The sequence below is a fragment of the Micromonospora sp. NPDC000089 genome (genome assembly GCF_042899365.1).
In the GTDB taxonomy this organism is placed as follows: domain Bacteria; phylum Actinomycetota; class Actinomycetes; order Mycobacteriales; family Micromonosporaceae; genus Micromonospora.
In genome coordinates, this window is the sequence record NZ_JBIAZT010000019.1 from 14,511 (window position 1) to 26,902 (window position 12,392).

The window sequence follows — 12,392 nt, forward strand, 5'->3', positions numbered from 1 at the left end:
CCGTCGACCCCATCGTGCTCGGCCTGGATTCCGTGGACGGACACCGCGGCCACCCCCTCTCGTCACCCTGGACGCCGGAGCCCCCGCGCCGGCCGGGATCGACGCTAGTCAGGTCCGCGCGGCGTCGGGTGAACGTCCGGTTCACGGGACATGCACCACGCCACGGCGCTCGCTCTGGCCGCGCCCCGAGCCGTCCAGCTCCGCCCGGCCGACGGGCGAGCCCGTTGGTTGGGCGTTAACCGGCAAGGGTGCCCGCGAGAGCACAACCTTCGATGTCACGTAGTGGAGTGCGACGGTGGCGGACGGCAAGGTTCGTGGCGGCTCCACGGACCGTGGAGCCGATCCGAGCGCCCTTACAAGGAGGATCTTCAGATGCGCTCAGTTCTCCGCTCGGCGGGCCTGGCCTTTGCCAGCTCGGCCGCCCTGCTGATGGCCGTGACCGGCACCGCGTACGCGGACAGCCCCGGCACCCCGGCGGCGTCGGACGTCGTCGGCGTCGGCTCCGACACCACGGAGTACGTCGTCGCCAAGCTCGCGGCCGACTACAACGTCAAGTCCCCGGCGCCGACCAACAAGCTGTTCTCGTACGACGCCACCGGCTCCGCGACCATCTCCCTCAAGCCGGGCTGCACCGCGATCACCCGCCCGAACGGTTCGTCGGCGGGCATCTCGGCGCTCAAGGCCGACGCCAGCCACTGCATCGACTTCGCCCGGTCCTCCCGCGCGAAGAAGACCGACGGCACCGAGTCGACCCTGACCTTCCGCGAGTTCGCCCGGGACGGCCTGGGCGTCGCGGTCAAGGCCAGCGGCAGCACCGTGCCCAGCACCCTGACCACGCTGGACCTGAACAACCTCTACAAGGCGGCCGCCGGCACCAGCGCCTGCAACCGCACCGCCTACCTGCCGCAGGCCGGCTCGGGCACCCGGGCCACCTTCCTGGCCTTCATCGGCCTGACCGAGACCACCAAGGGCAGCTGCGCCAAGGACACCTGGGACAACGACGGCAACGCCGCCACCCCCGAGGTCCCGGTGCAGGAGCACGACCCGGCCCCGATCGCGAACAACACCAACGCCCTGGTGCCGTTCTCGGCCGGTCGCAAGGGTGCCTACAGCACCGTCATCTTCCGCAACATCAACGACAGCGTCCGGCCGACCGGCCTGGCCGCCAACGCCACCGTCAAGGTCGACCCGGTGACCGGCAAGGTCTCCACCGCGACCAACGCGGTCACCATCTACGACCGGCCGCTGTTCAACGTGTTCCGCACCGCCGACCTGGCCACCGGCAGCGCCTACAAGGCCCGCCTCGACGCCGCCTTCAGCAACCTCGGCTGGATCTGCACCAACGCCACCGCCAAGGCCGACATCGAGGCCGCCGGCTTCCGCCGCTCGGCCAACTGCGGCGCCAACAGCTGACCGCAGCACAACCCGCACCAACCGGGGCCCGGCATCGTGCCGGGCCCCGGCCCGTGTCGATGGCTCCGCAGTGGCACCGACGTGTGGCGACCACGGCCCGGTCAACCGGCCGTCACCCACCGCCGATGAAATTCACGTCGCCAGATCTTTCATCCGGTTCGATTCCTGGAGGAATCAGTGCTCACCCGCAGAAATCTGCTGGCCGTGGCCGCGGCCGCCGTCGCGGCCACCACCCTGGCCGGTACGCCGGCGCTGGCCGCGCCCGTCGTGACCGTGCCCGGTTACCAGTTCGACCTGCTCGGCACCACCAACCTGCCCGGCTCGCTGAGCTACACCGGGGTGGCTGGCTTCACCGGCATCGACTTCGACCCGGCCAGCAACCGGGCCTTCCTGCTCAGCGGCGACCGGTCGGACCGGCAACCGGCCCGGTTCTACTCGGCGTCGCTGGCCGTGTCGCCGACCGGGTGCAAGATCAGCGTCTCGGCCGGCGTCAACACGCTCAAGCGCCCGGACGGCACGCCTTACCCGAAGTCGTCCGTCGCCGGGCAGGACCTGGTCGACCCGCAGGCCATCCGGTACGACGCCGCGGCCGGCAACGTGCTCTGGGCCTCGGCCGGGGACAGGGCCAAGTCGGTCGACCCGGTGATCCGCCGGGCCACGACCACCGGCGGCTTCGTCGCCGAGCTGCCGCGTACGCCGAACGAGCAGGTGGCCGCCACCACCGGCCCGCGGGCGGGCGGCGGGTACAGCGGCCTGGCGGTGAGCACGGACGGTGCGTTCGTCATCTCCGCGCTGCGCCGGCCGCTGCTGCAGGACGGCGACACCGCCGTCCGGGTGACCTACCGCGAGCGCGAGTCGGGCCAGCCGGTGGTGCAGTTCGCCTACCCGCTGGACACGCTGGCGGGCAACGGGGTGGCCGAGGTGCTGTCGGTCGACGAGACCCGCATCCTGGTGCTGGAGCAGGCCCCGCTGGCCGACGGCGGCAACTCTGTTCGGCTCTACGAGGTCGACCCGACGCTGGGCGCGACCAACCTGCTGAGCGAGGAGGCCCCGGCCGCCCTGGCCGGCGCCGACTACACCCCGTTGCAGAAGCGGCTGCTGCTGGACTTCTCCACGCTGGGCATCGGCACCGTGCAGAACCTGCAGGGCATGACCTGGGGCCCGCAGCTCGCCGACGGTCGGCGCAGCCTGGTCTTCGTCTCCGACAACGGGTTCGCGGCCAGCACGCCCACCCAGGTGGTCGCCCTGGGCGTCACGCTGTCCTGAGGTTCCGACGTACGGGCGAGGGCCCGGCACCCGCGACGGGTGCCGGGCCCTCGGCCTTTTCGGAGGCGCTACAGCAGGTTGGGCAGCAGGGTGACGGTCGCCAGGTGGAACACCTGCACACCGAGGGCGAGCACCACCGGGAGGCCGATCATCCAGGTCTCCAGGCGGCCCCACCGGTGCAGGGCCCAGGTGAGACCGGCGACGGCGAGGGCCAGCAGCTGCAGCCAGAGCACCAGCGGAATGAAGCCGGTGTCGTCCGCGGCCAGCGGGGCCTCCTGCGCCCACTGCACCCGGCTCCGCCCGGGTGGCGCCTCCTGCGCCGGGGTGGTCAGGCTGCCGTCCACGTAGACGGTGCGGTCGGCGCCGAGCCGGTCGCCGCCGAACCGTCCGCCACCCTCCATGCCGACGAGCGTCATCCGCCCTTCGCCGGGCCGCAGCGGCGGCGGGAGCGGCGCGCCGGCCCGGCGTACACCCGTGATCAGGTACGAGTGTTCGCCCTGCACGGTGCTCACCGTGACCACGTCCCCCGGCTTGAGCCGGTCGAGGTGGCGGAACGGCGCGCCGAACGTCAGCGACCGGCCGAAGATCACCGCCGTTCCCGGCTGACCGGGCAGCGGGCTCGCCGGCCGGTGCCCCGGGCCGTCGTCGAGCTGGCCGCCGCCGGTGCCCTCCACCACCACCTCGTCGACCTTCAGGGCCGGTATGCGCAACAGTGCGACCGGGCTGCCGGTGGCGATCGCGCCGCCCGCCGGGGCGGTCTGCGCGGCGAGCTGGTCGGCGAGCGCGTCCCGCAGCACCGACTGGGCCCGGTCGTGCTGCAACGGGCTGATCCCCAGCAGATAGCCGACGAAGGCCAGGGCGGCGACGGCCAGGGCGGCGAGGACGCGGCTGGCCGCGTCGGCCCAGAAGATCCGCCTCGGAGCCGGCTTCGAGGTCGGAGGTGGGGGCGGGAGGTCGACGGCGGGATCGGCCGTCACCACGGGAAGGGTGGTCGTCGTCACGGTGGCCTCCAACAAGGGGACCGGGTGGCGGGCCGGTGGCCCGCCACCCGGGATCGGGGTCGTGTAAGGGTGATCAGCGAACGTTCAGGAGCGTCGCCAGGGCAGGGCCCCGCCGACCCGGCCGACCCATTTGTTGAGCGGATGGCCCGGCCGGCTGGCCACGGCGGCCACCGGGGCGAGCATCCCGGCGAGCAGCCCCAGCGCGATCAGCACCGGCAGCGTCCACCGGCCGCTCTGCGAGTCGTCGGTGCTGGTGGTGGCCACGTTGGCCGGAGCCACCGCGGGCGCCGGGCTCGGCGTGCCGGCAGCGCCGGGCTTCGGCACGGCCCCGGGCGTCGGGACCGAGCCGGGAGCACCGTTGCCCGCGCCGGCACTTCCGGTGCCTCCACCGGTAGTGCCACCACCGGTCGTCCCGCCACCACCGGATGTGCCGCTACCGCCGGCCGAACTCGCCCCGCCGGCCGGCTTTCCGCCCGCGGACGGGGGCGTCCCACCGGGAGCGGCGGTGGCACCCGTCTGGTCGCGCACGGCCGCGGCTGCGGCGACGGTCTGCCTGGCCAGGTCGGCCGGCAGCGGCAGGTAGCCTGTGGGCAGGTCACCGGCTTCGAGCCCGACCTGCTGGCCCTTTCCGGCCGCGTAGTCGAGGAAGGTCGCGTAGTTCGCCGCATCCGTCTTGTTCAGCCCGGCGGTCGGCACTGCGGCATAGATGGGCATCGTGCCGGGGTAGCCTCGACGGTCCAACCTGGTCAAGTCGACCGAGGAGACCCCACTTGACTTGTCGGTGCGCAGGGTCTGCATGGCGTAGCTCATGGCGGCCGTGGTCGGCGCGACGAACTGCCCAGCCGGGTTCTCCAGCTCCGCCGATCGTAGGCCGAATTGAGCCGTGTTCCCCGAGTCCATGATGGCCAGCAGGCCTCGCGATCCCGGCTGCTGAGCGGTCGTGCGGCTGTAACCCTGCACAGTCGACTCATTCGTGACAGGGTCGTTGAAGATGGTTGGATTCTCCGTGCTGGTGGGTCGGGCCTTGACCATCGCCAGTGCGGCATCCCGCAAAGCGCCTGCCGAATTCGCCAACTGGTTGAACCACAGAACGGCACCGTTGACGCTGGTCTTCTTGCCCGGGGTCACCCAGTCTTCGCGCAACTCAAACTGGTCCGCCGGGACCGACCAGTCGCGGAACTTGCGGTTGACCCGCATGCCCCACTCATCGGCGGCACCTCGGAGCCACGCTACGGCAGCCGGATCGTTCGCGATGTACGCGGTCACCGCGTTCACAAGGTCCTGATCGCCCTGCAGGAGCAGCGGAAAGGTGCCTCCCGGAGGAGCCTCTCCGGGCAGGTTGAGCCCAGGGTTCAACTCGATGAACTCGGGATCCGCACCCCACCAGCTCGGATTATCCTTCAACGGCGACTCGTAACCAAGGCTGTAGCCGTGGTAGGACTGCGTGACCAACTTGGCGACCAACCGGGCGTTGAGCCTGAGCTTTGTCACCTCTCGACCCACTCCGGTTTCGTCCGGTGCGTCGATGATGTAGGCGACGGTAAAAGCGTCAACGGCGACCGGAGCATAGGCCAGCGGACGGGTTGGCGCCTCGGGCAGAGGGCGGGAGGTGAGCAGTGCCTTGGGACCGTCGCTGCGATCCTCGGCAAGAGCCGCGGCGAACTGCCGCCGGGCGTCGCCCTCCGGGAGGTCGGTGTAGCCGAGTTTGAACAGAGCGCGGTCCTGACAGAACTTGGGCCGCCAACTAGCCATGACAGGTGCCAGCAGCGGTGACCCGAGCGTGCCGCTTTCCGGCCGGTTGTCCGCAGCACAAACGGCTGCGGTAGGTCTGAAGCTCAGCGGGAACACGAAGCGTCGATCCCATTGGCTCGGCATGAGCCAGCTTTCCGCTCCCCGAAGTCCGTCCGCTCCGGCGCAGATGCCGGGCAGATCCAGACCCAGATCGTTCGCCAAGTTCTGATAGAGGGGCGGCAGTTCCTCATTCGTGCGGCAGCCCGTCGGTCCGATGGGGATGACCACGAGGGAGCAGACCTTCGTCGCACCGCAGCCAAGGCTCGGCACGTCCTCTGCAGGCAGCGTCTCGAAGGGTCGGCTTCCGGCGCCATCGGAGTTGCCGCCCGCCAGCACCTCGTTGGTGGTTTCCAAGGACCGATCCGCCGGCGGATCCTTATAAACGCCAGGGCCGTAACGGCCGCCCGGCGGGAAGTTTTCCGGCCAGAGCCCACCCGTCTCATAGACCGCCTGCATCGCGGCGTGCGACTTACCACTACGCGAGGTGAACGGCATGATGTAGTTGTTGCTGAGCGGGTCGGACTCGGTCAATTTACCCCACACGGCCGGGTCGGGGATCGAACCGGGCGTCAGTTTCGGGTCCATACCCAGTCCCACAATGTCGGACGTGCGGGTGTCGAACCAGCAACGTTGTGGTGTCACCTCGGCCGGCGCCCCCCAGCACTGCATGACGACCACTGCGGTTACCTGATCGGTGCCTGGCCGCAGGCCGGACCAGGAGACGTTGATCCGCTGACGGGTCAGGCCGGTGGTCTGGGAGACCGTGACCGTGCCGGTGAAGGTCTGCCCCAGGTCGGCGCCGTAGCGGTCGTCCATGGTTTGGGTCAGGCTCATCGGCCCAGCGGTGCCGGTGTCCGGGCCGATCACCGGACCGTCGGCGGCGGCCGGCGCGGCGGTGCCGAGCAGCAGCCCCGGCACCGCGATCATCGTCGCCAGCACGCCGAGCGCGGTGCCGCCGGCAGTGGGCCGCCGCCACCGGCGGTCGGCGACAGGACTGCGCCTCATCGTTCTGCTCCTCAAGGTGGGGGTGGAGTGGGAGAACATTCGTCAGTCCTCGCCGTCGTGGCCGGCGGAGCGGCGGCGCAGCATCCGGGCCACCAGGATCGGCAGCAGCAACACGAGCCCGAGCTCGGCGACCGCCAGCGCGCCGAGCGCCTTGGTGGTGCCGGCCGAGGTGGCGGCCAGCTCGATGGTGCCGCCCGAGCCGCCCGCCGCTCCGGGGACGGCGTCCTCGGTGGCCTGCCCCTGGGCGATCACCTCGCCGGTGACCGGGTCGACCCGGGTGCCCGGGGTGGCTCCCGGCGTGCCGCCGGGTCCCGTTCCCCCGCTCGCGGTGCCCCCGGTGGCGGTGCCCCCCGGGCCCGTCCCGCCGCCGCCGACGGGACCGCCGCCGCCGACGGGACCGCCGCGGGTAGAACCGCCACCAGTGGAACCGCCGCCGTTGGTGCCGCCCCCTGCGGGGCCGCCACCCGGACCCTGGCTGCCGCCGCCGCTACACGGGCCCTGGCCGTCGCGGTCGCACTCGGGCGGCTGCGGGGCGATGCGCGCCAGCCGGTTGCTGTTCGGGTTGCCTGCATCGAACGTGGGGTTCTGGCAGCCCTCGGGGCGCAACGTCGTGGTGACCGCGCCGGGCACTCGGCGCAGCTGGTCGAAACCGGCACTGACCAAGTTCAGTGGCAACGGCGAATAGCCCAACGGCCCCGCCTTCTGCTGCCCCTGACAGAGGAAGTACTGCCCGAAGATGCTGAGCGCCCGCCCCTTCTCGGCGGTGATCCGGCCGTCCAGGGAGGTCGGCAGGATCATGTACGAGTACGACGACAGCGGATAGGTGCGCTTGTCGCCGTCCCGATAGACGTCGTCCAGCACCTGGGTGAGGTAGACCTTCGGGTCGCGGTTGGTGTTGATCCGGGCCCGGCGCAACGCGACGGCCACGTTGTACTCGGTCGGCAGCGCGTAGTACCCGGCGGCGTTGCGCACCTTGGCCACCGGGTAGTTCTTGTTCCGCGCGTACGAGTACTCGACGTACCCGATCGTGCCCTCGCCGTAGCTGGCGGAGATGTAGCCGGCCATCTGCACCGAACCGCTCTGCGCCACCGAGTTGCCGAACTGCGGGTAGTAGGACGTGAGCCCGCAGGCGCGGCTGTTCGTCACCTTCGCCGCGAAGAACGGGCACCAGAGGTTGCCGTGCTGCTTGGCCATCCAGAGCGTGAACTGGGCGGTCGTGCCGGAGCCGTCCGACCGGACCACCGGGACGATCCGCTTGCTGGGCAGCTTCTTGCCGTTGTTGTCCCGGGTGATCGCCGGGTCGGCCCAGTTGGTGATCTGGCCGGTGAAGATCTTCGTGATCGTCTCACCCGAGAGGCGCAGGTCGCGGTAGAGCTGCCCGCCGACGGTCAGGTGGTACATGAACGAGGTGCCACCGGCGACGATGGGCATGTAGGCGTACGGCCGGCTACTCGTGTCGCTGGTGCCGGTTGACGGGTCGACGCCCTGGTAGGGGATCTCCGAGACGCCGAAGTCGGACTGCCGGTTGGCGAAGTCCAGCCGGCCGGCGCTGGACCCGTTGGCGGTGAAGCTGACCTTCTGGCCGTTCACGCCGACGTCGGCGATCCACTGGGCGATCGCGTTCGCGCTCCAGGTCGAGCCGGAGCCGTAGATCGGCGCCTCCGCCGCCAGCGCCGGCGCCGCCGTCCCCAGGGATCCGGTGGCGCCGAGCAGGACGGCCAGCGCGCCGGCGGCGGCCGCCCGCAGCGCGCCGGCCAGGCCTCGGGTACGTCGCGCGGTCATCGCCGCCCTCCTCGATCCATCCGGGTGGCGACCGCCCTGGCCACCACGAAGAGCACCAGTACGACGAAGAACAGGATCGCGGCGGCGCCGAACGCGCGGGCGTGGTCGGTCTCCTCGGACGACTTCGCCAGCGTGAAGGTGACCAGCGGCAGCGACACCATCGGGCCGCTGGTCGGGTCCGCGTTGAGATAGGTGGTGTATCCGGCGGTGAGCAGCACCGGTGAGGTCTCACCGATGCCCCGGGCGACGCCGAGGATCATCGCGGTGACCAGCGAGGGCCGGGCGGTGGGCAGCACCACCTTCCAGACCGTGCTCCACTGGGAGGCGCCGAGCGCGAGGCTCGCCTCGCGCAGCCCGTTGGGCACCACCCGCAGCACCACCTCGGCGGCCCGGGCGATGATCGGCAGCATCATCACGCTGATCGCCAGCCCGGCGGCCAGACCGCTGCGCTGGAAGCCCGCCGCGACCAGCACGGTGGCGTAGATGAACAGGCCGGCGACGATGGACGGCAGCGCGGTCATCGCCTCGACCACGGTGCGCACCGGCCGGGCCAGCGGCCCGCGCACCTCGTTGAGGAAGATCGCGCAGCCGACGCCGAGCGGCAGCGTGATCGTGACGGCGATGGTGATCTGGATCAGCGAGCCGACGATGGCGTGCAGCATGCCGCCGCGGGTGAGCGGGTCCAGCGGGCCGGCCAGGCCGAGGTCCTGGGTGAAGAGGTTGGGGTGGCTGAGCGCCTCCCGGCCGCGCCAGAAGGTGTACCCCACGATCAGCGCCAGCGCCGCCCCGACGACCGCCGCCACCGACCAGACGGTGGCGGCGGCGAGCCGGTCGGCGATCGTCGGGCCGCGGTGGCGCAGGGCACTCACCGCCGCGTAGAGCAGCAGGAAGGCCAGGAAGGAGCAGACCACGAAGCCGAGCGTGCCGGCCACCGGCATCAGGTTGCCGTAGAGCAGCCAGACCAGCGCGACCGCGCCGACGGCGGAGCCGAGCACGGCCAGGACGTCGTCCACCGTGGTGGTGCGCAACAGCCGCGGCAGGTCGCGTCGCGGCCGACCACGGTCGGTGGCCGGGCGGTCGGGCCCCGACGTCGGCACGGGTGTGGCCTCGTCGACGCTCGACCCCCGGGGTGCGGGGAGGGTGGCGGTCATCGGAACCTCAGATTTCCGTCGCGGCGCCGCTGCGGGCCCGGGTGACCAGCAGCGAGGCGAGCGTGTTGATCAGCAGGGTGAACAGGAACAGCACCAGGCCGGCGGCGAGCAGCGCGGAGATCTGGAAGCCGACGGCGTCGCCGAACCGGCCGGCGATCAGGGTGGAGACGGTGATCGTGCCGCGCTCCACGACGGACCACTTGAGGTCGAAGGCCGGCGAGATGATCAGCAGCACCGCGATCGTCTCGCCGAGTGCCCGGCCGAGCGCGAGCATCGTGCCGCCGATGATGCCGCCCCGACCGAAGGGCAGCACGACCGCGCGGATGACCCCCCAACGGGTGCTGCCCAGTGCCAGCGCGCCCTCCCGCTCGGAGAGCGGGGCCTGGGAGAAGACCTCCCGCATCACCGAGGCGGCGAACGGCATCACCATCAGGGCCACCACGACGCCGGCGATGAACGCCGACGAGGTGTAGAGGTTCTGTTCCCAGCCGGGAAAGGCCGGGTCGGTCCGCACGTGGAAGAACGGGATGAACCCGAGGTGGTCACCGAGCCAGCGGGACAGGTAGATGATCTGCGGCTGGAGGAAGAAGAACCCCCAGAGGCCGTAGACCACACTAGGGATCGCGGCCATCAGATCCAGCAGCGCGATCAGCGTACGGCGCCAGCGGCGCGGGGCGTACTCGGAGATGAACAGCGCCACGCCCAGCGCCAGCGGGAACGCGATCACGATCGCGACGGTGGCCACCTGGACCGTGCCGGCCAGCACGGCGGCGATGCCGAGCTTGTTCTGCTCGGGCAGCCACTGCCGCTCGGTGAAGAAGCTCCACCCCAGCACCCGCAGCGTCGGCACCGACTGGTACGCCAGGAACAGGCCGATGCCGCCCATGACGACGAGCACCAGGATGCCGGAGAGCGCGGCGGCGCCCCGGAAGATCCGGTCGGTCACCGGTACGGCGGCGCTGATCCGGCGAGGACTGTCGGCTGTGGAGGGTGCGCCCACGGTGTCGTCGCCGACCAGGGGTCGGTCATCCTGCACCGGATCGACCTCGTCGGAATCGGCCTCTGCGGAGGAGTGCACGGGACGCCTCTTTCGGACAGTCGTGATTGGCGGGTGGTGCGAGGTGCCAGTGGCAGCGAAATCGAAAATTGTTAACAGTCACCAAACGTGGTGCTGCGGCGACACTTAGTCTTGGGACCTCGGCCGCGGGAGCTCCGGACGCGCCGACCGGCCACCGCTCAGCGTCCGACCCCGCCGCCCCGACTCGAACAGCGACAACCCCTGCTCGATCTCGGCGACGGTCGCGTTCGAGCGGAACCGGTCCGCGGCGAGTCGCGCGTCCACCCGGCGCGCGAAGCCTTGTGGCGAATGGGCCAGCGGGCCGGATCGAGCGGTGAGATCCCACCACCACAACCCGCCGGCCTGTCGCTCGATGGCGAACTCTCCCCGCTCGACCGCGTGATGCACATGGCGAATCGCGGCCACCGCCTGCTCCAGCGCCCGGTACCGATGGGAGGACACCCCGAGGACCCGGTTGTTGCCGGCCAGCAGACGCCAGGCAATGAGCTCGCGATCGGCGCGGTAACACTGATAGCGGGCCCTGATCACGATGGCCGGACGCTGTTCCGATACGGCGGCACGACGCCTTCTCCCCCGGTTAACGGCGTTCTTGACGGCGTCGTCACGCTAGGCCGAGGTCACCCGGATCCACCAGGACCGGCACGTTCTGTGAACACTAACGTCGAGTTAAGGGAACGTTTCGACAGTGGACGACTGCCGGGAACGTGCAGGTAGCCGGCGTCTCACAACCACCCGCGTCGCTTGAAGGCCAGATAGAGGGCCGCGCAGACGAGCGCCATCAGGGCGAGCGCCACCGGGTAGCCGTACCGCCAGTTCAGCTCCGGCATGTGGGTGAAGTTCATCCCGTACACGGTGCCGATCAGGGTCGGCGCGAACAGGATCGCCGCCCAGGAGGAGATCCGCTTGAGCTCCTCGTTCTGCGCGTAGCTGGCGGCGGTCAGGCTGCGCATCTCCTCGTTCTGCGCCTGGCTGACCAGGGTGGAGTTCACCGTGAGGATGTTCTGCAGCAGGTGCCGGAACCCGTCCACCCGCTCGACCACCTGGGTCAGGTGGTCGGTCACGTCGCGCAGCCTCCGCCGCAGCTCCTCGTGCGTGCCGTACGTCTCGAAGCCGCCGCTGAGCGCCCCGAGCACCTTGAGCAGCGGGCGGGCCGCCCGCTGGAACTCGATCACCTCGCGGCTGAGCGCGTAGATCCGGCGGCTGGCGTTGGGATCGCCGCCGAAGACCTCGGTCTCGATCTCGTCGATGTCGTTCTCCAGGCCCGCCACCACCGGGGCGTAGCCGTCCACCACCTGGTCCAGCACGGCGTACAGCACGGCCTCCGGGCCGAGGGCGAGGACCTGCGGGTCGCCCTCCAGCCGGCGGCGGGTGGCGGCCAGGTCCGGCGCCTCGCCGTGCCGGACGGTGATCACGAAGCCCGGCCCGATGAACAGGTGCACCTCGCTGAACTCGACCTCCTCGCGCTCGTCGACGTACCGGGCGGCGCGCAGCACCAGGAACAGGGTTTCCCCGTAGCGTTCCAGCTTGGGCCGCTGGTGGGCGTTGATCGCGTCCTCGACGGCCAAGTCGTGCAGCTGGAACTCCCGGGCCAGCGACCGGATCTGCCCGGTGTCAGGCCGGTAGAGACCGATCCAGGCCATCGCGTGGTCGATTTCCTGCAGGCAGTGAAAGGTGTCGCCGAGCGTGACGGGGGAGGCATGCCGGCGCCCGTGGCGGTAGACGGCGCTGTCCACCAGCCCACCCGGGCCCGGCGACCGCCGCCCGCCGTCTTCGTGCTCGTCGAGCGTGCGGCCGAAACCGCCGGTGGAGGTGGACCGGTCGCTGTCGCCCATCGCCCTCCCACATCTCGTGCTCTCGCCGCACCCGCGACGCCCCGGCGGCGAATCCCCCGCCCCGGCGCCCTGA

Annotated in this window: 9 protein-coding genes; 2 read left to right on the plus strand and 7 right to left on the minus strand. The window is 71.0% G+C overall.

Annotated features, from left to right (window positions below):
* The first annotated feature begins 372 nt into the window (after positions 1-372).
* Together ACFY3U_RS25200 and ACFY3U_RS25205 are read left to right on the plus strand one after the other, a co-directional pair.
* Positions 373-1,413 carry a hypothetical protein gene (locus tag ACFY3U_RS25200; RefSeq protein WP_387206019.1) on the plus strand — a complete coding sequence of 347 codons (1,041 nt, stop codon included), beginning with the start codon at positions 373-375 and terminating at the stop codon, positions 1,411-1,413.
* Positions 1,414-1,590: 177 nt separating this feature from the next.
* Complete coding sequence (locus ACFY3U_RS25205; RefSeq protein WP_387206021.1) at positions 1,591-2,679, plus strand: esterase-like activity of phytase family protein; 1,089 nt, start codon at positions 1,591-1,593, stop codon at positions 2,677-2,679.
* 68 nt (positions 2,680-2,747) lie between these two features.
* Here the strand turns inward: ACFY3U_RS25205 and ACFY3U_RS25210 are convergent, their stop codons facing one another.
* From ACFY3U_RS25210 to corA, 7 genes are all read right to left on the minus strand, one after another.
* Positions 2,748-3,680 (minus strand): sortase, encoded by a 933-nt coding sequence (locus tag ACFY3U_RS25210; RefSeq protein WP_387206023.1) that lies wholly within the window; start codon positions 3,678-3,680, stop codon positions 2,748-2,750.
* An 84-nt stretch (positions 3,681-3,764) separates the two neighbouring features.
* Complete coding sequence (locus ACFY3U_RS25215) at positions 3,765-6,476, minus strand: hypothetical protein (protein ID WP_387206025.1); 2,712 nt, start codon at positions 6,474-6,476, stop codon at positions 3,765-3,767.
* 42 nt (positions 6,477-6,518) lie between these two features.
* Positions 6,519-8,258 carry a phosphate ABC transporter substrate-binding protein PstS gene (locus ACFY3U_RS25220; RefSeq protein WP_387206027.1) on the minus strand — a complete coding sequence of 580 codons (1,740 nt, stop codon included), beginning with the start codon at positions 8,256-8,258 and terminating at the stop codon, positions 6,519-6,521.
* Positions 8,255-9,409: a phosphate ABC transporter permease PstA gene (gene pstA / locus ACFY3U_RS25225; protein WP_387206029.1), complete on the minus strand. Its 1,155-nt coding sequence runs from the start codon at positions 9,407-9,409 to the stop codon at positions 8,255-8,257. Before pstA ends, ACFY3U_RS25220 begins: the two co-directional genes overlap by 4 nt.
* Before the next feature lie 7 nt (positions 9,410-9,416).
* On the minus strand, positions 9,417-10,487 hold the full coding sequence (pstC, locus tag ACFY3U_RS25230) for a phosphate ABC transporter permease subunit PstC (RefSeq protein ID WP_387206031.1): 1,071 nt from the start codon (positions 10,485-10,487) through the stop codon (positions 9,417-9,419).
* 105 nt (positions 10,488-10,592) lie between these two features.
* Positions 10,593-11,015: a hypothetical protein gene (locus ACFY3U_RS25235; protein WP_387206032.1), complete on the minus strand. Its 423-nt coding sequence runs from the start codon at positions 11,013-11,015 to the stop codon at positions 10,593-10,595.
* Positions 11,016-11,209: 194 nt separating this feature from the next.
* Positions 11,210-12,319, minus strand: coding sequence for a magnesium/cobalt transporter CorA (gene corA / locus ACFY3U_RS25240; RefSeq protein ID WP_387206034.1), 1,110 nt, complete (start codon positions 12,317-12,319; stop codon positions 11,210-11,212).
* Positions 12,320-12,392 lie beyond the last annotated feature (73 nt).

Bases quoted from the DNA above. Each gene is read 5' to 3' on its own strand.
- ACFY3U_RS25200 (WP_387206019.1), top strand. From the start codon at position 373: ATGCGCTCAGTTCTCCGCTCGGCGGGCCTGGCCTTTGCCAGCTCGGCC.
- ACFY3U_RS25215 (WP_387206025.1), bottom strand. From the start codon at position 6,476: ATGAGGCGCAGTCCTGTCGCCGACCGCCGGTGGCGGCGGCCCACTGCC.
- ACFY3U_RS25220 (WP_387206027.1), bottom strand. From the start codon at position 8,258: ATGACCGCGCGACGTACCCGAGGCCTGGCCGGCGCGCTGCGGGCGGCC.
- pstA (WP_387206029.1), bottom strand. From the start codon at position 9,409: ATGACCGCCACCCTCCCCGCACCCCGGGGGTCGAGCGTCGACGAGGCC.
- corA (WP_387206034.1), bottom strand. From the start codon at position 12,319: ATGGGCGACAGCGACCGGTCCACCTCCACCGGCGGTTTCGGCCGCACG.